The organism is Sphingomonas baiyangensis (assembly GCF_005144715.1).
GTDB classification, from domain to species: domain Bacteria; phylum Pseudomonadota; class Alphaproteobacteria; order Sphingomonadales; family Sphingomonadaceae; genus Sphingomonas; species Sphingomonas baiyangensis.
Genome location: NZ_SWKR01000002.1, coordinates 2,429,941 through 2,449,857, shown reverse-complemented (window position 1 = coordinate 2,449,857; position 19,917 = coordinate 2,429,941). Strand labels below are relative to the sequence as shown.

Sequence of the window (19,917 nt, the reverse complement as noted above, 5' to 3'; positions counted from 1 at the left end):
GTCAGTCGCGCTTGCCCGACATGTCGAACATCTGGCGCCAGAAGTTCATGCCCGCCTCGCCCATCGGCGCCCAGCTGCGCATCATCGATTCGACCATCTCGGGGCTGATGCCCTTGTCCATCGCTTCGATCAGCTTCTCCGAATAGCGATCATGCACGGCGGTGAAATCCGGCAGGCCCATCGCGCGCCGCGCCTCCTCGGGCGTGCAGTCGATCTCGACATTGATCTTCATCGCGTCTCGTCTCCGCTTGAGCGCCGATGCAACCGGCTGCTAGGTCAGCCGTCTATGCGCGCGCGGCTGCCCTGGCCGCAATATGGGAGCTAGCGATGACCGACATCACCCTCGACAGTATCGACGATAGCGGCAGCTTCGCGGCCTATCTCGCCGAGCCCGAAGGCACGCCGCGTGCGGCGATCGTCGTGATTCAGGAAATCTTCGGCGTGAATGCCGGTATCCGTCGCAAGTGCGACAGGCTTGCGGCCGAAGGCTATCTGGCACTCGCACCCGACCTCTTCCGGCGCATCGCTCCCGGCATCCAGCTCGATCCCGATGTGCCCGAGGAAATGCAGAAGGGCCTCGATCTGTTCGGCCGCTTCGATCAGGATGCGGGCGTGCGCGACATCGAAGCAGCGATCCGCGCGGCGCGCCAGCGTTTGCCCGATGGCGGCAAGGTTGGGGTCGTTGGCTACTGCCTGGGCGGACGCCTCGCCTATATGAGCGCGGCGCGGACCGACAGCGATGCGAGCGTCGGCTATTACGCCGTCGGCATCGACAATCTGCTGGGCGAAAAGCACGCGATCGCACATCCGCTAATGCTGCACATCGCAGGCGACGACGGCTTCGTGAGTGCCGAGGTGCAGGCCGCGATGCATCAGGGGCTCGACGATCATCCCAAGGTCACGCTGCACGACTATCCGGGCGAGGACCACGGCTTCGCGACCGAGAGCGGAAAGCGCCGCTCGCCCGAAGCGGCCGAGCTGGCCGACAGCCGCACGATGGCGTTCTTCACCGAGCATCTGGGCTGAACAACGAAAAAGGGCAGGTGCCGCACGCGGCCCCGCCCCTCTCGTCGCCACGCAGACTCGATCAGCTGAAGAAGCTGATGATTCCCAGCGTATCTTCGGTGCCTGTCCAGCCCTCGTAGATCATCTTCAAGGCGACGAACACGATCACCGCCAGCCCGAAATAGGCGATCCAGCGATAGCGATCGATCAGCTTGGCGATGAAGTTGGCGGCAAGTCCCATCAGCGCGACCGACAGCAGCAGGCCGACGACCATGATGCCCGGATGCTCGCGTGCTGCACCGGCAACCGCGAGCACATTGTCGAGGCTCATCGAAACGTCGGCTACCGCGACCGCCCAGGCGGCACCTGCGAAGCTCTTGGCGGGGCGCAGGCCCGAATCCTCGTCGCCACCGATCTCGGGCGAGCCGGTGCTTTCGCCGTGTCCCTCGCGGATCTCGCGCCAGAACTTCCAGCTCACCCAGAGCAGCAACAGGCCACCCGCGAAGATCAGGCCCACGACACCCATCAGCCAGCTGACGATCAGCGCGAAGGCGATGCGCAGGATGAGCGCGGCGCCGATCCCGATGAGGATCACCTTGCGGCGCTGGTCGGCGGGCAGGCCGGCGGCGAGTGCACCGACGACGATCGCGTTGTCGCCCGCCAGTACCAGATCGATCATCAGCACCGACATGAATGCGGCGAGCGCCGACGGCTCGGTGATGTTCGAGAAATCGGCCAGGATGTTCGCCCAGATTTCGGCCGGCGAGCCAAGCCCCTGCGTGGCAGCGGCGGCGCTGTAGATGAGATCGATCATGCGCGCTCCCTAGAAACAAAAACGGCGCGAGCAAAGCCCGCGCCGTCGGTGGATTGAGCGGTGGCCGGCAGCCGCGCCGATCACTGGTTCATGCTGTCGAAGAAGTCCTCGTTGGTCTTCGAATCCTTCATCTTGTCGAGCAAGAATTCCATTGAATCGATGGTGCCCATCTGCATCAGGATGCGGCGCAGCACCCACATCTTCGATAGCTTGGCCTTGTCGACCAGCAGCTCCTCCTTGCGCGTGCCCGATTTCCCGACGTCGAGCGCGGGGAAAATGCGCTTGTCGGCGACCTTGCGGTCAAGCACGATCTCGGAGTTGCCGGTGCCCTTGAACTCCTCGAAGATCACTTCGTCCATGCGGCTGCCGGTGTCGATCAGCGCCGTCGCGATGATCGAGAGTGAGCCACCTTCCTCGATATTGCGTGCCGCGCCGAAGAAGCGCTTGGGGCGCTGGAGCGCGTTGGCGTCGACGCCGCCGGTCAGCACCTTGCCCGAGGAGGGCACCACGGTGTTGTAGGCACGACCCAGACGCGTGATCGAGTCGAGCAGGATCACCACGTCCTTCTTGTGCTCGACGAGGCGCTTGGCCTTTTCGATCACCATCTCGGCGACCTGCACGTGGCGCTGCGCGGGCTCGTCGAAGGTCGAGCTGATAACCTCGCCCTTCACGCTGCGCTGCATGTCGGTGACTTCCTCGGGCCGCTCGTCGATCAGCAGGACGATGAGGAAAACCTCAGGATGATTGTCGGTGATCGCGCGCGCGATATTCTGGAGCAGTACCGTCTTGCCGACGCGCGGCGGCGCCACGATGAGCGCGCGCTGGCCCTTGCCCTGCGGCGCCACGATGTCGATGACGCGCGCCGACTTGTCCTTGATCGTCGGGTCGTGCGGGTCGAGGGTGAGCTTCTGCTCGGGATAGAGCGGCGTCAGATTGTCGAAATTGACGCGGTGGCGCACCGCATCGGGATCGTCGAAATTGACGCTGACGAGCTTGGTCAGCGCAAAATAGCGCTCGCCGTCCTTGGGACCACGGATCTCGCCTTCGACGGTGTCACCGGTGCGCAGGCCGAACTTGCGGACCTGGTTGGGCGAAATGTAAATATCGTCGGGACCAGCCAGATAATTGGCCTCGGGGCTGCGCAGAAAGCCGAAGCCGTCGGGCAGCACCTCGATCGTGCCCAGCCCCATGATCTGCTCGCCATTCTCGGCCTGCACCTTGAGGATCGCGAACATCAGATCCTGCTTGCGCATCGTCGACGCACCCTCGACACCCAGCGCCTCGGCCATTTCGACCAGCTCGGCCGGCGTCTTCTTCTTGAGGTCTTTCAGATGCATGGCGAGCGTCCGTGCGTGTCGGGTGGGAAGGGGAAATGCCGTCGATCGGCTGGGCGAACGCCCGCATCGAAGCTGGAAGGAAGGCGCGTCGCACCCCGCAAAAACGGCGCGGACGCTGGCGAGCGCACTAGATTTGTCGTCGGATCAAGTCAAGTCGACGCAAAGCGGCGACACGCGAGTTCGTCGCGCGCGCGCTTCGCCCCGTCGCCTGGCGATCAGAAGGGCTTCACGATCGCCAGGATGACGATGAGCGTGACGGCAACCGCGGGAATCTCGTTTATCATGCGCAACTGCCGCGCCGCCAGCGTCGGCTTGCCGCGGGCGAGCTTGCGCGCATAGCCCACCGCCCAGCCATGATAGCCACTCAGCAGCACGACGAGCAGCAGCTTGGCATGCAGCCAGCCGAGCCCCGGCTGGCCTTCAAACAGCCCCAGATTGGCCGCCAGCGCCAGTCCCAGCACCCACACCACCACCAGCGACGGCGTAAGGATCATCCGCCGCAGCTTCGCCTCGCGCTCGAGCCAGCGCTCGGGCTCGCCGGGGATCGCCAGCCCCTCCTGGTGATGCACCAGATAGCGCGGCAGGATGAACAACCCCGCCATCCAGAAGATGACGAAGATGACGTGCGCAGCCTTGGCCCAGAGATAGGCCGCCCCCATGAAGCCGATCATGCCGCACGCCCCCGCAGCCGCGCCAGCGCCTGCTCGACATGCACGATCGGCGTGTCGGGCAGGATGCCATGGCCGAGGTTGAACACATGCGGCCGATCGCCGAGCGCGCCGAGGATCCGGTCGATCGCGGCATCGAGCGCCGCCCCGCCGGCGATGAGTGCCAGCGGATCGAGATTGCCCTGCACCGGCATGTCGTCGGGAAGCGAGGCATGCGCCCAGGCCGGATCGACGGTCTCGTCGAGCCCGACAGCGTCGACGCCGGTCTCGCGCGCATAGGCCGGCAGCTTGCCGCCCGCGCCCTTGGGAAACCCGATGACGACCAGATCGGGGCAGCGCGCGCGCAGGCCCGCGACGATCGCCGCATTGGGCGCGATCACCCAGCGTTCGAACTGCGCAGGCGACAGGCTGCCCGCCCAGCTATCGAATAGCTGCACGGCCGCGACGCCCGCTTCATGCTGACGCGCAAGATATTCGATCGTGGTGGCGACGATGCGATCGACCAGCCGCTGCATCGCGGCAGGGTCGCCATAGGCCAGCCGGCGCGCTGCCGACTGGTCGCGGCTCCCCTGCCCCGCGATCATATAGGTGGCGACGGTCCAGGGCGATCCCGCAAAGCCCAGGAAAGTCGTTTCGGGCGGCAAGGCGGCAGCAACGCGCGCCACCGTCTGGTAGACGGGATCGAATACCGAAAGATCGTCGGCGGGCAGCGCCTCGATCGCGGCGGCATCGCCGAGCGTGGGCGCGAGCCGCGGCCCCTCGCCCGTTTCGAACCAGAGCTTCTGGCCGAGCGCCATCGGCACGATCAGAATGTCGGAAAATAGGATCGCGCCATCGAAGCCGAAGCGCCGGATCGGCTGCAGCGTGATCTCGGCCGCGGCTTCGGGGTCCATGGCGAGCGCTAGGAAGCCACCCTTCGCTTCGCGGAGGGCGCGATATTCGGGGAGATAGCGCCCCGCCTGCCGCATGAACCACACCGGTGGCGTCGATTGGCGCTGGCCCTTGAGAGCGGCGAGCAGCGGCTGGTGCGTGAGCGAGGTCAGCGGGCCTTCCTTCATACTAAAGAAGAATCTTGAAAGAGGATGTTGATGGAAGATGGCGCGTGGATGACGGGGCTTATCGACCCATGCGGCGATTGCCAACAGCTTGACCCGCGGGGCACTGCGCGACGCCGCCGATTCGACGTGGCAATCCCCGTTATCCACAGCATGTCGACAAGATCGGGTGGCTGGGCAGGGATTGTGGACGACGTGCGCACAAATGCCGGCTTGTCCACGCCTTGGCGCAGCCGGCGCGTTGCGCTAGCGCCCATACCGGAGTTTTCCACAGATCGGTTCCGGGCGATGCGGCTGCACCTTCATCTTCTGTCCGATTCAACCGGCGAGACGCTCGAGAACATCGCCAAGGCCGCGCTCGCGCAGTTCGACGATGTCGAGACGCAGCGCCATTTCTGGCCGATGGTGCGATCCGAACCGCATCTCGAGCGCATTCTCCAGGAAATCGCGCAGGCGCCGGGGCTGGTGCTGTTCACGCTCGTCAACAGCCAGATCCGCCAGACGCTCGAAGCGCGCTGCCGGGCGATGGGGCTGCCCGCCGTCGCGCCGCTCGACAGCGTGAGCAACGCCTTGTCGGGGATGCTCGGGCAGGAAGCCAAGGCGCGGCCGGGGCGCCAGCACGTGCTCGACGCCGCCTATTTCGCGCGCGTCGACGCCATCCAGTTCACCATCGCGCATGATGACGGCATCGGCGCCGAGGATTGGGAGGAATCGGACATCGTGCTCGCCGGCGTCTCGCGATCGTCGAAGACGCCGACGTCGATCTATCTCGCCAATCGCGGCTTCAAGGTGGCGAACATTCCGATCGTGATCGAAAGCCCGCCGCCACGCAGCTTGTTCGCGCTCGAACGGCCGCTCGTGGTGGGCCTCACGACGAGTGCCGACCGGCTGATTCAGGTGCGGCGCAATCGCCTGCTCAGCCTCAACCAGGCGCCCGAGACGCCCTATGTCGATCAGGAAGCGGTAGCGCGCGAAGTCGCCTATGCGCGGCGGATGTTCGCCGACAATGGCTGGCCGGTGATCGACGTGACACGTCGCTCGATCGAAGAGACGGCGGCGGCGATCATCAATCTGTGCAACGAGCGGCGGCAGGCCGCGGCGCAGGCATGAGCGCACCGACGCTGATCCTCGCCTCGCAGAGCGCCAGCCGCCGCGCGATGCTGACGGCGGCGGGCATTCCGCACGAGGCGGTGGCGGCGCAGGTCGACGAGGATGCCGCCAAGGCGAGCTTCACCGCGCGCGGGCTTTCACCGCGTGATACCGCCGATGCGCTGGCCGAACTCAAGGCGGCGAAGGTGGCGACGCTCGCCGGACCCGCGCCGCTGGTGCTCGGCTGCGATTCGATCGTCGCGCTTGCCGACGGTACCCTGCTCGACAAGCCGCGCGATCGCGATGATGCAGCCGCGCATCTGGCAGCGATGTCGGGCGCGACGCACGATCTGTGGTCAGCGGCGGTGATCCACGAAGCTGGTCGTCCGGTCTGGCGGCATGTCGAGCGCGCGCGCATGACGATGCGGCCGCTGTCGGGCGCATTCATCGACGCCTATCTCGATGCCGAATGGCCCGCGATATCGGGCTGTGTCGGCTGCTACCGCATCGAAGGTTCCGGCGTGCAGCTGTTCGCGCGGATCGAGGGCAGCCATTTCACCATCCTCGGCCTGCCGCTTCTGCCGCTGGCCGCATATCTGCGCGAGCGAAAGATATTGCCGTCATGATCCCGTACGCTCAGGTGATCGGCGACCCGATCGCGCATTCGAAATCGCCCGTCATCCACGGCTTCTGGCTCGACGCGCTGGGGATCGACGCCCGCTATGATGCCGAGCATGTGACGCCGCCGATGCTGCGCGACTATTTCGTGCGCGCCGCGGCCGATCCGCATTGGCGTGGCTGCAACGTCACCATCCCGCACAAGATCGCGACGCTCGATCATGTCGGCGATCCCGGCGGCGTACGCGCGTCGATCGGCGCGGTGAACACGGTGTTTCGTGGTGAAGGCGGCGCGCTCGTCGGCACCAATACCGATGCGGCGGGATTCTATGCGCCGCTTGCCGAGACCGACCTCGCGGGCAGTCATGCCGTGGTGATCGGATCGGGCGGCGCGGCGCGCGCGATCCTGTTCGCGCTTGCGCGGATGGATGTCGAGCGGGTGACGCTGGTGGCGCGCAATCCGCTCAAGGGTGCGGGGCTGCTGTCCATCTTCGGGCTGAAGGGCGATGTCGTGGGGTTCGATGCGCCGCTGCCGCCCGCCGATCTCCTGGTGAATGCCAGCCCGCTGGGCATGGCAGGTCAACCGGCGCTGGAGCTTGATCTCGATCCGCTGCCTGAAGACGCGATCGTCTACGATATCGTCTATGCCCCGCTCGAGACGCCGCTGCTGGCGGCTGCGCGCAGCCGCGACCTCGCGACGATCGACGGGCTCGAGATGCTGATCGGCCAGGCCGCAGCCGCGTTCGAGCTGTTCTTCGGCGCTGCGCCACCGCGCGATCGCGATGCCGAGCTTCGCGCGCGCCTGACGGCATGACGCGCCCGCTGCTGCTCGGCCTCACAGGCTCGATCGGCATGGGCAAGTCGACTGTAGCGGCGATGTTCGCCGACGAAGGCGTGCCCGTGTTCGATGCCGACGCCGAGGTGCATCGCTTGCAGGCGGCAGGTGGCGCGCTGCTGCCGGCGATCGAGGCGGCGTTTCCCGGCGTAACGGGCGCTGAAGGTCTCGATCGGGTGGCACTCGGCGCACGAGTGTTCGGCAACGTCGCGGCGCTGCGCCGGCTCGAAGCGATCGTGCATCCGGCGGTTGCCGAGGCACGGGCGGCGTTCCTCTCCGCCCATGCCGATGCGCCGCTGGTGGTGCTCGACATTCCGCTGCTGTTCGAGAAAGGCGGCTGGGATGCCGTCGATCGCATCGCCGTCGTATCGGCGCCGGCCGAGGTGCAGCGCGCGCGTGTGCTGGCGCGGCCGGGCATGACCGAAGGCCGCTTCGCCGATATCCTTGCGCGCCAACTTCCCGACGCCGAAAAGCGCGCGCGTGCCGACCATGTCATCCCCACCGGCGGTGATCTGGCCGAAACGCGCGGTGCGGTGCGCGACCTGATCGCTTGCCTGAACGCCCCCAAGCGCAGATAACATCACGATGCGTGAAATCGTGTTCGATACCGAGACGACCGGCCTCAGCTTTCCCGGTGGCGACCGGATCGTCGAGATCGGCTGCCTCGAACTCGTCAACCGCGTCGAGACGGGACGCGTGTTCCACGTCTATCTCAATCCCGGCCGGGCGATGCCGGCCGAGGCGCAGGCGGTGCACGGCCTGTCCGACGCGTTCCTCGCCGACAAGCGCCGTTTCGCCGACGAGGTCGAGGCACTGCTCGAGTTCATCGGCGACGCGCCGATGATCGCGCACAATGCCGGCTTCGACTTCGCGTTCCTGAATGGCGAGCTGGGGTTGTGCGGGCGCCCGCTGGTGTGCACCACGCGCATGGTCGACACGCTGGCGATCGCGCGCCAGCGCCTGCCCGGCGCCAAGCACACGCTCGATGCGCTGTGCACGCGCTTCGGCATCGATCGCAGCCGCCGCGTGCTGCACGGTGCGCTGCTCGACGCGCAGCTGCTGGCGCAGGTCTATGTCGAATTGTCGGGCGGCCGGCAGATCGGGCTTTCGCTCGCCGCCGATCCCACGCCGGCGCCCGATGATTTTGCGGTGGTCGATACCGCCGTGCGACCGATCCGCCCCCAGCGCGTTTTCGATGTGCCGCCCGCCGAGCGCGAGCGGCACGCGGCGTTCGTCGCCACGCTAAAGGACCCGCTCTGGGGTCTTGCGGCGGTCGGTTGACGCTATTGTGTCGCGTACCTAGTTGCCACCCCCAAACAACAGGGAGGATCCCATGGAAGTTCGCGTCTCGGGCCATCAGGTCGAAACCGGCGAAGCATTGCGCGAGCACGTCACCGGCCGGCTCCAGGGGATAGCGGACAAGTATTTCTCGCGCGCGATCTCGGCGCAGGTGGTGTTCGGCAAGGGTCCGCACGATCACCGCTTCACCTGTGACATCGTCGCGCATGTGATGCAGGGGCTGGTGCTTAAGAGCGCCAATGACGGCAACGACGCGCATGGCGCCTTCGATGGCGCGGCCGACAAGATCGAGAAACAGCTGCGTCGCTACATGCGCCGCCTCAAGGACCGCAACGCCGACAAGGTCAATGCGATCGAGGAGAGCATGGCGTACGACAACGCGCGCTACACCGTGTTCGGATCGGTGCCCGACGAGGTCGAGGAGATCGAGGCCGATGCGCCGCTCATCATCGCCGAGACGCGTGTCGACGTGCCCGACGCCAGCGTCAGCGACGCGGTCATGATGCTCGACCTGCGTCACACCAATGCGCTGCTGTTCCGCAATTCGGGCACCGGCAGCTACAATATGGTCTACCGTCGCAACGACGGCACCATCGGCTGGGTCGAGCCGGGACAGCAGCCGTCGGCATGACGGCCCGCGACTGACGTGTCCACCGATCTGAGCGATCTTCTGGCGCCCGAAGCCGTGCTTTCGGGTGTGGCGGCGGGTAGCAAGAAGGCGCTTTTCGCCCAGCTCGGCGCGGCAGCCGACGACCGGCTAGGCATCGACGGCGATCTGGTGGTCGAGCGGCTTGCGGATCGCGAGCGGCTGGGCTCGACGGGCTTCGGCGGCGGCATCGCGATCCCGCATGGCCGTCTTGCCGGGCTCGACCGGGTGCGCGGACTGTTCGCGCGGCTTGCACGACCCGTCGACTTCCGCGCCGTTGATGCGCTGCCGGTCGATCTGGTGTTCATGCTGCTCTCGCCGATCGATGCGGGCGCCGAGCATCTGAAGGCGCTGGCACGCATCTCGCGACGACTGCGCGATCACGGTTTCGCCGAGAAGCTGCGGGGCGCCGGCTCGACCGATGCGCTTTACGCGCTGCTGACGGGAGTCGAGGCGCGTGACGCCGCCTGATCTGGGTGGCGAGCAGGCGCATCATCGTGCCCTCGAAGCGCTGTATGCCGCCGCGCCCATCAACACGCTGTTCGAATCGCGGCTCGAGATCGCCGAGCCCGGTGTGGCGCGCATCCATTTCGAGATCGAGCCGCGCCATTATCATGCCGGCGGCGCGGCGCACGGCACCAGCTATTTCAAGATGCTCGACGATGCGGCGTTCTACGCGGCCAACAGCCTTGTCACCGATCGCTTTCTGCTGACGACGGCGTTCAACCTGCTGTTCACGCGGCCGCTGCGGGCAGGCCCGGTGACGGCCGAGGGGCGCTGGATCAGCGGCCAGCGCCGCGTGGTCGTCGCCGATGCGCGACTGATCGACGCCAGCGGCGAGGAGGCCGCGCGGGGCACCGGCACGTTCATGCGATCGCGCATCGCGCTGAGCAGCCTGCCCGGCTATGCGGACGAGCAATGACGCGTCTGAGCACCGCGACGCGCGTGTCGGCGCTGCTACGCCGCGTGCATGCGGCGGGTGGCAGCGCGATGGTGCTCGCGCGCGGCGACGCGATGGGCGGCGGCATATTGGTGCAGCTGGTCGAGCGGGGTGCCGATGCACGGTTTGTCGAGCGCGGTATTGGAGCGGATGGCGAGACCGTCCTGATCGCGACCGGCCCCTCGGATGCCGATTCGCAGGCGGTTGATGCCTATTGGCAGCGTCGTCGCAGCTACGACCCCGATCTCTGGGTGATCGAGTTGGATGTCCCGGACGGGGAACGGTTCGCCGCTGAAACGATCCTCGACGCTTGACATTGCTGCAGCGCACAAGGATAGGCCACCGCCTGTTCGAATACGCGTTGTGCCGATCGCGAAGTGCGATTTCCGTCGGTTACGCAGTCGGGGAGTAAGTCCATCGTGCCGCCGCCAGGCGGACGGCGCGATGCACGCTCACCGCATAATGCTGATTGTACATGAAGTTCGCCACCCGTGCCGCATCCATCGCGGCACTGACGATTTGCGCCGCAGGAACGCTGGGCGCGACAACGCCAGGTTTCGCGATCGAGCTCGATCCGACCAGCCTGACCGCTACCGATATCAAGCGCTCATACCCGCAAAGGGTTCCCATCCCGCCCGCACCGATCGTGCCGGCCGCATGGACCGCCGAGGACGGCGAGACGCCGCCGACGCTCGCGGACAACGGAACGACGGACAGCCAGGACAGCTTTGCCTCGCTCAGCGATGCGGTAGCCGCCCAGTCGAGCCATGCCGGCGAGGACCGCGAGCTTGCCTGCCTCGCGACAGGCATCTTCTTCGAATCGAAGGGCGAGCCGCTGGCCGGGCAGCTGGCGGTCGCCGAGGTCATTCTCAACCGCGCGCGCTCGGGGCGCTATCCTTCGACGGTTTGCGGGGTGCTGACGCAGCCCAAGCAATTCTCGTTCGTGCGCCGCGGGCGTCTGCCGGCAGTTTCGACGGGTCACAGCGCGTGGCGCACCGCGGTCGCGGTGGCGCGCGTCGCGCGTGCGGGGCTGTGGGAAAGCAAGGTGTCGAACGCGCTGCATTTCCACGCGCGCTATGTGTCGCCTGGCTGGAACCGCACGCGGATCGCCGCGCTCGGGAACCATATCTTCTACGAATGACGATCGGGCGAGCGCGTCGCCGGCTTCCCATCGTTCGCCTATTGTTCTAGGATAGGCGCATGGCCTCCCGATCGTCCGCCCTGCCGCTTGCCGATGCGCCGATGCTCGCGGTCGACGTGGCGCGCGGCGTGTCGCGGATGCTGCTTCGGCATGGCTGCGTGGCGATCGCCGAAGTGCCGCTTTCGGGCGGCCGGCGCGCCGATCTGATGGCGCTCGATGCCAATGGCGGCATCGTCATCGTCGAGATCAAGGTGTCGCGCGCCGATCTTCTCGGCGATGCCAAATGGCCCGACTATCTGGCGCATTGCGACCGCTTCTTCTGGGCAGTGCCCGAAGGGTTCGACGTGACGCCGCTCGCGGGCGAGGCCTTTCTGCCCGAGCGTACCGGCATCCTCGTCGCCGATCGCTACGATGCCGGGGTGCTGCGCGAAGCCGCGACGCATCCGCTCGCCAGCGCGACGCGGCGCAAATGCACGCTGGGCTTCGCGCGGCGCGCCGCGATGCGCGTGATGGGGCTTACCGATCCCGATGCGGTGGCGCTGGGCAGCGGGCTCTAAGCGCTTCGGCCGCTAGAATTTCGGTCCCGCAGCACGCGAGGGGGCCGCTCCGCGCTTGGGTGCATCGGCCAGCGCCTTGCTGATCGCGGGCGAGCGGCCGTCGCGCCGGGCATAATCGCGCGCCGACAGACCGGCGATCACATCGGTATGGTCGGGGTCGGCGCCAGCCGCGAGCAGATCGCGCACCATCTCATAGTTGCGCAGCTGCACCGCGCGGATCAGCGGCGTCTCGCCGCTGGCATTGGCCTGGTTCACATTAGCCTTGTAGCGGCGCAGGATGTCGATGCCGTCGAGAAACCCGGCATCGACCGCGAGCATCATCGGCGTGTTGCCGCGCGCATCGCCCATATTGGGGTTCGCACCCTTCTGCAGCAGGAAGCGCAGATAGGTGGGATCGCTGCGGCGCACGACGATATGCAGCGCGCCATCGCCCGAGCTGCGATCGCGCGTGTTGATGATCGTCTGGCCGGGCTCGTTGAGGATGCGGTTGACGTCGTTGCCCTCGGCCTTTCGCACGGCTTCGAGGAACTTGTAGCCTTCGGAATATTGCTGCGCTGACGCCGGCACACCCGCCGACAGGAGCGCGGCAGCGGCGAGGCCAGCGGCGCGGTGGGAAAGCTTCACGGGCAGTCCTTGTTGCTTACGAACGATCGGCCTTGCGGCCTATGGCTTGCGTCTGGTGCGCTACCATATCAAGGCTGGCCGCGCCATGAACCACAAAATCCTGTTTCCCTTCGCGCTCGCGCTGTTGCTGTCGGCCTGTGGCGGCACCGCCCCGGCGCCCGACGCCGAACCGCCGCTTGCCGGCGCGCGCATCGGCGGTCCGTTCACGCTCGTCGGATCGCAGGGCCAGCCCGTGCGCGACAGCGATTTCGCCGGACGCTGGCGCATCGTCTATTTCGGCTACACCTTCTGCCCCGATGTGTGCCCCGTCGACATGCGCAACATCGGCGCGGGGCTGACGGCGTTCGCCAAGACCGATGCGGCGCGCGCCGAAAAGGTCGTGCCGATCTTCATCACCATCGACCCCGCACGCGACACGCCCGCGGTCGTCGGCGAGTATGTCGCCAACTTCCATCCGCGCGCAGTGGGGCTCACCGGTTCGCAGGAGGCGATCGACGCGGCGCTCAAGGCCTATGCGGGCTTCGCCGCCAAGCGCGAGACGGGCAATCCCGACGCCTATCTGATGGATCACAGCCGCATCGCCTATCTGATGGACCCCGAAGGCCGGCCGATCGCGCTCGTCCCCGCCGAGGAGAGCGCCGAGGCCGTGGCAGCGACGCTGGCACGCTGGGTATCGTGAGCCAGATCCGCTTCTGGGAGGACCTACCGCTCGAGAAGCTCGATCGCGCACAATGGGAGGCACTGTGCGACGGCTGCGGCAAATGCTGCCTGCACAAGCTCGAGGACGAGGATACGGGCGATCTCGCCGCGACCAACATCGCTTGCCGGCTGCTCGACCGGCAGAGTGCGCAGTGCAGCGATTACCGGCACCGGCGCGCCTATGTGCCCGACTGCGTCCGCCTGACGCCGCGTTCGGTGCACAGCATCGCCTGGCTGCCCGCGACCTGCGCCTATCGGCTGCGCGGCGAGGGGCTGCCGCTGCCCGACTGGCATTATCTCAACTGCGGCGATCGCGAGGCCGTGCACCGCGCGGGCGAATCGGTGCGCGGCTGGACCGTTTCCGAGGATGATGCCGGTGATTTCGAGCATCATCTGATTGACCGCGAGTTGTGAGCGACGCCGCCGCGATCCGCATCGTGCGCCATCCGCGCGCGCGCGGGATGCGGTTATCGGTCGATCCCGCCAGCGGCGAAGTGCGCCTTACGCTGCCGCCGCGCGTACGCGTCGAGCGGGGCCTCGCATGGGCGCGTGAGAAGCAGGGGTGGATCGCCGCGCAGCGCGCGACGCTTCCGGCGGCGATACCCTTCGTTCCGGGCACAAAGCTGCCCGTCGACGACCGCGACGTCGTGATCGAATGGGCGCCGGACCATCCGCGTGCGCCTGCGCGCATCGGCGATCGGCTATGCTGTGGCGGGCCTGCCGAGCGGCTTCCGGCGCGCATCGAGGCGTGGCTGAAGCGCGAGGCGCGGGCAGTGCTCGAAGCCGATACGCAGGCGGCGGCGCTGCGTGCGGGCGTGACGGTTAGCAGCGTCGGCATCGGCGATCCACGCTCGCGTTGGGGAAGCTGCGCCGCGTCGGGAGCAATCCGCTATAGCTGGCGGCTGTTGCTGGCGCCGCGCTTCGTGCGGCAGGCGACCGTCGCGCATGAGGTGGCGCACCGGCTGCACATGCACCACGGACCGGCCTTTCACGCTGCCGTCGCCGAAATCCTCGGTAGCGATCCCGCGCCGGCGATGGCTTGGCTGCGTCGCCACGGCGCCGGGCTTCACTGGTTCGGGAAATCGCCCGGATAGGCTTCGCGACGGGGCGGCGGCGGGGTGTCGCGCTCGCGGATTGGCGGCGGCGGCTCGCGTAGCCGGCCCTGTCCCGGTTGCGGTCGGCGATCGTCGGGATCGCGCGGGGCGGCTTCGTCGCGGCCCAGCACGCGCTCGATCCAGTCGCGGTCGAGCTGCTCGCCCTCGGGCGGCGCGCCGGGCGGCTGGCGCGGCGGCAGCGGCTGGACGATCTCGCCTTCCTCGCCGGGCGTCACATAGACAGGATCGCGCTCGCCGATCGGATAGCCGTCCTCGTCGACGAACAGGCCGTTGTCGGGCTCGCCGAAATAGGATTCCTCGTCGGGCTCGAGCTGCCACTCGGGCAGCGTCACCTGCGTGTCGAACTGCTCGACCGGCCGCTTGGCGACGGCGCTGCGCATGAAGCTGGCGAAGGCGCGCGCCGGCGCGGTGCCGCCCTGCAACCCGCCGACGGCGCGCGAATCGTCGCGGCCCATCCACACGCCGGTAGTCAGCCCGCTCGAGAAGCCGACGAAATAGCCGTCCTTGTTCGAACTCGTCGTGCCCGTCTTGCCCGCGACCGGCCGGCCGATCTGCGCCGCGCGGCCGGTGCCCGTCGCGACCGCGGTCTGCAACAGGTCGGTCATCTGCGCGGCCACATAGGGCGCCACGAGCACGCGCGAGGTATCGACCTCGTGGCTGTAGATCACCGATCCGTTGGCGGTGACGCGCGTGATGCCATAGGGCGTCACCGCCACGCCCTTCTGCGCGACGCTGGCGAAGGCACGCGTCATGTCGATCAGTCGCACTTCGCTGGTGCCCAGCACCATCGCCGGCCGCGTGCCTACGGGCGTGGTGATGCCGAAGCGGCGGGCCATGTCGGCGACAGTGCCGAAACCGACTTCCTGCCCCAGCTTGGCCGCCACCGTGTTGACCGAATAGGCGAACGCCGAGCGGATGTTGATCGGCCCCGAGAACCGGCCCGAGCTGTTGCGCGGGCTCCAGCCGTCGATCGTCACGGGCTCGTCGACCACGGTATCGTCGGCCTTGAAGCCGGCTTCGAGCGCGGCGAGATAGACGAACAGCTTGAACGCCGATCCGGGCTGGCGATTGGCCTGCGTCGCGCGGTTGTAGTTCGAGCTGACATAGTCCTTGCCGCCCACCAGCGCGCGCACCGCGCCGTCACGGTCGAGCGCCACCAGCGCGCCCTGCACGCCGGCGGGCGTGTTGGCCTGGATCGCGCGATCGGCAGCCGCCTGCGCCGACAGGTCGAGCGTGGTCCAGACATCGAGCGGCGCCTGCGTTTCGTCGATCAGCATCTCGAGCTGCGGCAGCGCCCAGTCGGTGAAATAGCGCACGCTGTTGCGGCGCGGTTCGGGCGCGAGCTTGACCTCGGTCGGTTCGGCGGCGGCAGCCTCGGCGGCCGAGATCGCGCCGACATCGACCATGACGTCGAGCACCACGCCGGCACGGCCGACCGCGGCCTGCGCATCGGCGGTGGGTGAGTAGCGCGACGGGGCCTTGACCAGCCCGGCGATCACCGCGGCCTCGGACAGCGACAGATCGGTGGCGGGATGCGCGAAGAACCGGCGCGAGGCGGCATCGATGCCATAGGCGCCGCCGCCGAAATACACCTTGTTGAGATAGAGCTCGAGAATCTGGTCCTTGGTGAACTTGCGCTCCATCGCGAGAGCCAGGATCATCTCGCGCAGCTTGCGGCCAAGGTCGTAGCGGTTCGACAGGAATACCGTGCGCGCGACCTGCTGCGTGATCGTCGAGGCGCCCTGCAACCGCCGGTCGCTGCCGTAATTGTCCCACCCCACCTTCACCGACCGCGCGATGCCGATGGGATCTACGCCCCAGTGCGAGCGGTATCGCCGATCCTCGACCGCGACCATCGCCTGGCGCATGACGAGCGGAATGTCGCGATAGGCGATCCATTCGCCATAGCTCGGGCCGAGCGAGACGATGACGGTGCCGTCGGCGGCATGGACGCGGATCATCTGGCCGTTGGGCGACGAGCGCAGCTGCTCGAACGATGGCAGCGATGCGCGCGCGGTATAGACGGCGATGAGCAGCGCGATGACCGCCAGCAGCGCCGCCGAGATGCCGGCGATCAGCGTCCAGCCGGCGATGCGGCGCCAGCGAGAGGCGCGGGGTTTGCGGGAAGCGGCTTTTGCCATGGGTTGCCAGCGGAATAGGGCCAGCCGCCCCGCCCCACAAGAGCGTCAGGCGGCGGCTTCGCCACCTTCCGCCGCACGCGCGCGGAAATCGAGCGACACCGAGTTCATGCAGTAGCGCAGGCCCGTGGGCGGCGGCCCATCGGGAAACACATGGCCCAGATGTCCGTCGCATACCGCGCAGCGCGTCTCGACGCGCGTCATCCCGTGGCTGGTGTCCTTGTGGTTCGAGACCGCTTCCTCGCGCAGCGGCTGCGTGAAACTGGGCCAGCCAGAGCCCGAATCATATTTGTCGTCGCTGTCGAACAGCGGATTCCCGCAGCCGGCGCAGTGGTAAATGCCGTCGGCCTTGTTGTCGTTGTAATGGCCCGAAAAGGCGCGTTCGGTGCCGGCCTCGCGCAGCACATGATATTGCGCCGGCGTCAGGCGGCGGCGCCATTCGGCCTCGGAGAGATTGAGCGTTTCCATGGTGTCAGATGTGTTGCGTGCGCGTGCCGTCGTCAACCGGACGATGCTTGATCCGGGTCAATCGACCGGCGATTCCGGCGGCGCCGGGAGCGAGGCGCATCAGCCCCAGCATCATGCGCGCGCCGAGCGGATGTTGGGCCAAATCGCGCAGCAGCGCGGCACGCCGCAACGGGATCGCGGCATCGCGTGCGAACGCCGCCTGACAGGCGGGTGCCGCACCCGGCCCGCCGCGATCATAGGCGGCGGCGGCGGCGGTGCCGCTCGCCATCGCGATTCCCAGGCCCTCGCCCGCGAGGCTGGGTATCACCGCCGCCTGGTCGCCCAGCCGGAAGCGCCCGGCCTGCGTGCCGGTGGCACGCCAGCCATATGGCACGTTGGCGATCGCGTCGATCGGCCCTCGCGCATGCGCCAGCCGATCGGCGAGCGGCGGCACCTCGCGCGCCAGCGCCGCGAGCAATGCGGCAGGATCACCGGCAGCGCGCAGCCGCGAGCGCCGGATCGCCATGCACAGGTTCGCGCTGCCATCCTCGTGCAGCATCAGCCCGGCATAGCCACCGGCGAACAGATGCAGCTCGATCGCATGGCCCACCATGCGGGCAAGGGCGGGATGCGGTGCCAGCCGTACGCGCAGCCCGAGCGTCGGATCGGCCCGCCGCGCCGCATCGCGCGCCGCGCCACGCAGATCATGCTTGCCGTTGGCGAGGAAAATGGCGGGCGCGGCGACGGTGCCGCCATCGGCCAACCGCAGCGTCTGCCCCTCGATCGCGCGGACCGCGACGCCGCGCTCGAACCCTACGCCAGCGCGTGCCGCAACGCGCTGCATCGCGGTGTCGAGCGTCCGGCGCGATACGCCGATTGCCGGGCGGGGTAGGGGGGCCTCGCCACTGCCATGCGCCGCGACGAGCCGAACGCTGGACACCGGCGCGCCGCGCAATTGTTCGCTCGCAACGCCGAGCGCCGCCAGCGCATCGAGCGTACGCCAGCTCAGGAAGCCGCCGCAGATGGCATCGCCCGTTTCGCGATCGCGCTCGATGATCGTCGCGCGATGCCCCAGCCGCGCCAGCGCGATCGCAGCGGCGCAGCCCGCCGGCGCGCCGCCGACGATCAGCGGCGCCACGACACGCACAGCCGAAAAGGAAACCAGCGTTCGATCCGCGCGCCCGTCACGCCCACCTTGGTGAGCAGCGGTGGCCATTCGGCGGGGCGATAGGATCGCGCGATCGAAAGACGTCCGTCGGCGCGCACCATGGGGTGCCAGCGCATCGCCGTGGCAAGCAGCGGATAGCCGGCATAAGCGAAGCCGTGGCGGTGCAGGTCGTTGACGAACCAGCCCCGCCGCGCCTCCGCCGTCATGAAGCGCAGGAAAGCGATAAGCTGCGCGTGCGTCATGTGATGCGCGACGAGGCTCGAGACGATCACGTCCCATCCCTCGCCCGCGCAATCGGCATAGTCGCCGGTGCGATAGGCGATCGGCAGATCGGGCGGCGTATCGGCGCGCGCCACTGCCTCGCTGCGCGGATTGAGGTCGATGCCCACCAGATCGGCCTCGATGCCGCGTCGCGCCGCCCAGCGCGCGATCCGCCGCAGCATGTCGCCATCGCCATAACCGACGTCGAGCAGGCGCAGCCGCGTGCATCGCAGCGACTCGAGGAAGGCGAGCGTCGGGCGTGCCGCCAGCGTCAGCGCGTTGACGCGCGCCAGATCGCGCAGCACCGCGGCATAGGTCGCGGCATCGAGATCGGGCGCATCCATCGCTTCTTCGGCGAGGCTGCGCGTCGCGAGGCTCACCCGACGCTCCGGAACGCGAAACCCTCGGCCGCGAGGCCCGGGCCGAAGGCAAGCGCGACGCCGCGCTCGATCGGGCGCGCCATCATGCGCTCGAGCACGAACATCAGCGTTGCCGACGACATGTTGCCGTTCTGCGCCAGCACGCTGCGCGAATCATCGAGCGCGTGCGCATCGAGCGCCAGCGCGCGCGCCACGGCGTCGAGGATCGAGCGGCCGCCGGCATGCACCGCCCAGCCATCGATCGCGGCAGGCGCGATGCCGCCGGTCATCGTCTCGACGAATGCAGGCTCGCCCAGCGCCGCGGCGATGCGGCCGGGCACCTCGCCCGACAGGTGCATGAGGAAGCCCTGGTCGGTGATCGTCCAGCGGATCAGCGCCTCGCTGTCGGGCAGCGTCGCAGCGAACGGCGCCTCGATCGCCAGGCCGCGCGGCTCGGCACTTACCAGCGCAGCGGCGGCGCCGTCGCCGAACTGGAGCATTGCGAGCATCGGCTCGATCGCGGTCGTCTCGGTCAGGTGCAGCGTCGACAGCTCGACGCACAGCACCAGCACGCGGGCCTTCGGGTCCGAGCGCACGATATGGCGTGCCGATCGCAACGCGGCGACGGCGGCATAGCAGCCCATGAAACCGATCAGCAGCCGCTCGACCTCGGGCGCCAGCGGCAATGCGCGCGCGATGATCTGATCGATGCCCGGAGCGACGAAGCCGGTGCAGCTCGCCACCACGAGATGCGTGATGCCGCTCAGGTCGACGCGTTCGCCAAGCCTGCGGATCGCGGCGAGCCCCAGCGCGGGGGCGTGCTCGGCATAGAGCGCCATGCGATCGGCGGTGCCGGGCAGCGCGGTGCCCGCGTAGAAGCCACCGCTCGCGACGGGCGACCCGCCGCTATCGGTGCGCGGCAGTACCGACCAGCGATGGTCGATGCCGGCACGCTCCGCCATGCGCGTGAACAGCACCGCATCGCGCCGTTCGGGAAAGCGCCGCGCCGCCCAGTCGACGAACGCCGCGTGGATGTCGTGATCGGGAACCGCCGTCGCGACCGCGTTGATACAGGCATTATCGACCGTCACGCACCCTCACC

At 68.0% G+C, this 19,917-nt stretch carries 26 protein-coding genes; 15 read left to right on the top strand and 11 right to left on the bottom strand.

What is annotated here, in order from left to right; translation table 11 throughout:
- Position 1: 1 nt before the first annotated feature.
- Positions 2–232 (bottom strand): DUF6489 family protein, encoded by a 231-nt coding sequence (locus FBR43_RS15145; RefSeq protein WP_136943862.1) that lies wholly within the window; start codon positions 230–232, stop codon positions 2–4.
- A 95-nt stretch (positions 233–327) separates the two neighbouring features.
- On the opposite strand from FBR43_RS15145, the gene FBR43_RS15140 reads away from it, so the two are divergent.
- A complete protein-coding gene (locus tag FBR43_RS15140) occupies positions 328–1,026 on the top strand; it encodes a dienelactone hydrolase family protein (protein WP_136943861.1) in 699 nt (232 codons plus the stop codon).
- Positions 1,027–1,087: 61 nt separating this feature from the next.
- On the opposite strand, the gene FBR43_RS15135 is transcribed toward FBR43_RS15140, so the two are convergent.
- The 4 genes from FBR43_RS15135 to hemE all read right to left on the bottom strand — a co-directional run bounded on the left by FBR43_RS15135 (position 1,088) and on the right by hemE (position 4,882).
- Positions 1,088–1,819: a TerC family protein gene (locus tag FBR43_RS15135; protein WP_136943860.1), complete on the bottom strand. Its 732-nt coding sequence runs from the start codon at positions 1,817–1,819 to the stop codon at positions 1,088–1,090.
- Positions 1,820–1,899: 80 nt separating this feature from the next.
- Positions 1,900–3,156 (bottom strand): transcription termination factor Rho, encoded by a 1,257-nt coding sequence (gene rho / locus FBR43_RS15130; protein WP_136943859.1) that lies wholly within the window; start codon positions 3,154–3,156, stop codon positions 1,900–1,902.
- Between the two features lie 215 nt (positions 3,157–3,371).
- Positions 3,372–3,827: a CopD family protein gene (locus FBR43_RS15125; RefSeq protein ID WP_136943858.1), complete on the bottom strand. Its 456-nt coding sequence runs from the start codon at positions 3,825–3,827 to the stop codon at positions 3,372–3,374.
- Positions 3,824–4,882, bottom strand: coding sequence for a uroporphyrinogen decarboxylase (hemE, locus tag FBR43_RS15120; RefSeq protein WP_136943857.1), 1,059 nt, complete (start codon positions 4,880–4,882; stop codon positions 3,824–3,826). The genes FBR43_RS15125 and hemE overlap by 4 nt, the downstream gene beginning before the upstream one ends.
- Before the next feature lie 285 nt (positions 4,883–5,167).
- Here hemE and FBR43_RS15115 point away from each other — a divergent pair, with 285 nt between their 5' ends.
- From FBR43_RS15115 to FBR43_RS15065, 11 genes are all read left to right on the top strand, one after another.
- On the top strand, positions 5,168–5,989 hold the full coding sequence (locus FBR43_RS15115; RefSeq protein WP_136943856.1) for a pyruvate, water dikinase regulatory protein: 822 nt from the start codon (positions 5,168–5,170) through the stop codon (positions 5,987–5,989).
- Positions 5,986–6,594, top strand: coding sequence for a Maf family protein (locus tag FBR43_RS15110; protein ID WP_136943855.1), 609 nt, complete (start codon positions 5,986–5,988; stop codon positions 6,592–6,594). Before FBR43_RS15115 ends, FBR43_RS15110 begins: the two co-directional genes overlap by 4 nt.
- The gene (gene aroE / locus FBR43_RS15105) at positions 6,591–7,400 is read left to right on the top strand and encodes a shikimate dehydrogenase (protein ID WP_169542639.1); all 810 of its coding nucleotides are present in this window, start codon (positions 6,591–6,593) and stop codon (positions 7,398–7,400) included. Before FBR43_RS15110 ends, aroE begins: the two co-directional genes overlap by 4 nt.
- Complete coding sequence (gene coaE / locus FBR43_RS15100) at positions 7,397–7,999, top strand: dephospho-CoA kinase (protein WP_136943854.1); 603 nt, start codon at positions 7,397–7,399, stop codon at positions 7,997–7,999. Before aroE ends, coaE begins: the two co-directional genes overlap by 4 nt.
- A 7-nt stretch (positions 8,000–8,006) precedes the next feature.
- Positions 8,007–8,702 carry a DNA polymerase III subunit epsilon gene (dnaQ, locus tag FBR43_RS15095; RefSeq protein WP_136943853.1) on the top strand — a complete coding sequence of 232 codons (696 nt, stop codon included), beginning with the start codon at positions 8,007–8,009 and terminating at the stop codon, positions 8,700–8,702.
- A 52-nt stretch (positions 8,703–8,754) separates the two neighbouring features.
- Positions 8,755–9,351, top strand: a complete 597-nt coding sequence (gene hpf, locus FBR43_RS15090) for a ribosome hibernation-promoting factor, HPF/YfiA family (protein ID WP_136943852.1) — start codon at positions 8,755–8,757, stop codon at positions 9,349–9,351.
- Between the two features lie 15 nt (positions 9,352–9,366).
- Complete coding sequence (locus FBR43_RS15085; protein WP_136943851.1) at positions 9,367–9,837, top strand: PTS sugar transporter subunit IIA; 471 nt, start codon at positions 9,367–9,369, stop codon at positions 9,835–9,837.
- A complete protein-coding gene (locus FBR43_RS15080; RefSeq protein WP_136943850.1) occupies positions 9,824–10,288 on the top strand; it encodes a PaaI family thioesterase in 465 nt (154 codons plus the stop codon). The genes FBR43_RS15085 and FBR43_RS15080 overlap by 14 nt, the downstream gene beginning before the upstream one ends.
- Positions 10,285–10,620, top strand: a complete 336-nt coding sequence (locus FBR43_RS15075; protein WP_136943849.1) for a DUF1491 family protein — start codon at positions 10,285–10,287, stop codon at positions 10,618–10,620. The genes FBR43_RS15080 and FBR43_RS15075 overlap by 4 nt, the downstream gene beginning before the upstream one ends.
- Positions 10,621–10,781: 161 nt before the next feature.
- On the top strand, positions 10,782–11,447 hold the full coding sequence (locus FBR43_RS15070; RefSeq protein WP_136943848.1) for a cell wall hydrolase: 666 nt from the start codon (positions 10,782–10,784) through the stop codon (positions 11,445–11,447).
- Between the two features lie 59 nt (positions 11,448–11,506).
- Positions 11,507–12,004, top strand: coding sequence for an MmcB family DNA repair protein (locus FBR43_RS15065; protein ID WP_249276626.1), 498 nt, complete (start codon positions 11,507–11,509; stop codon positions 12,002–12,004).
- Positions 12,005–12,016: 12 nt separating this feature from the next.
- Here the strand turns inward: FBR43_RS15065 and FBR43_RS15060 are convergent, their stop codons facing one another.
- Positions 12,017–12,628, bottom strand: a complete 612-nt coding sequence (locus tag FBR43_RS15060; RefSeq protein WP_136943847.1) for an ankyrin repeat domain-containing protein — start codon at positions 12,626–12,628, stop codon at positions 12,017–12,019.
- Positions 12,629–12,713: 85 nt separating this feature from the next.
- Between FBR43_RS15060 and FBR43_RS15055 the strand changes: the two genes are divergently transcribed.
- Genes FBR43_RS15055 through FBR43_RS15045 form a run of 3 tightly spaced genes read left to right on the top strand, consistent with a single transcriptional unit; the run spans position 12,714 to position 14,421 of the window.
- On the top strand, positions 12,714–13,307 hold the full coding sequence (locus tag FBR43_RS15055) for an SCO family protein (protein ID WP_136943846.1): 594 nt from the start codon (positions 12,714–12,716) through the stop codon (positions 13,305–13,307).
- Positions 13,308–13,312: 5 nt separating this feature from the next.
- Entirely contained in the window at positions 13,313–13,741 is a 429-nt protein-coding gene (locus FBR43_RS15050; RefSeq protein WP_136944269.1) for a YcgN family cysteine cluster protein, read from the top strand.
- Between the two features lie 47 nt (positions 13,742–13,788).
- Positions 13,789–14,421: a M48 family metallopeptidase gene (locus tag FBR43_RS15045; RefSeq protein WP_136944270.1), complete on the top strand. Its 633-nt coding sequence runs from the start codon at positions 13,789–13,791 to the stop codon at positions 14,419–14,421.
- Here FBR43_RS15045 and FBR43_RS15040 read toward each other — a convergent pair.
- The 5 genes from FBR43_RS15040 to FBR43_RS15020 are packed head-to-tail and all read right to left on the bottom strand — an operon-like array spanning position 14,394 to position 19,906.
- Entirely contained in the window at positions 14,394–16,583 is a 2,190-nt protein-coding gene (locus FBR43_RS15040; RefSeq protein ID WP_136943845.1) for a transglycosylase domain-containing protein, read from the bottom strand. The two genes, FBR43_RS15045 and FBR43_RS15040, sit on opposite strands and share 28 nt — an antisense overlap.
- 45 nt (positions 16,584–16,628) lie before the next feature.
- A complete protein-coding gene (msrB, locus tag FBR43_RS15035) occupies positions 16,629–17,048 on the bottom strand; it encodes a peptide-methionine (R)-S-oxide reductase MsrB (protein ID WP_136943844.1) in 420 nt (139 codons plus the stop codon).
- 4 nt (positions 17,049–17,052) lie between these two features.
- On the bottom strand, positions 17,053–18,165 hold the full coding sequence (locus FBR43_RS15030; protein WP_249276625.1) for an NAD(P)/FAD-dependent oxidoreductase: 1,113 nt from the start codon (positions 18,163–18,165) through the stop codon (positions 17,053–17,055).
- The gene (locus tag FBR43_RS15025; protein ID WP_136943842.1) at positions 18,153–18,836 is read right to left on the bottom strand and encodes a methyltransferase domain-containing protein; all 684 of its coding nucleotides are present in this window, start codon (positions 18,834–18,836) and stop codon (positions 18,153–18,155) included. The genes FBR43_RS15030 and FBR43_RS15025 overlap by 13 nt, the downstream gene beginning before the upstream one ends.
- On the bottom strand, positions 18,833–19,906 hold the full coding sequence (locus FBR43_RS15020; protein ID WP_136943841.1) for a type III polyketide synthase: 1,074 nt from the start codon (positions 19,904–19,906) through the stop codon (positions 18,833–18,835). Before FBR43_RS15020 ends, FBR43_RS15025 begins: the two co-directional genes overlap by 4 nt.
- Positions 19,907–19,917: the final 11 nt, after the last annotated feature.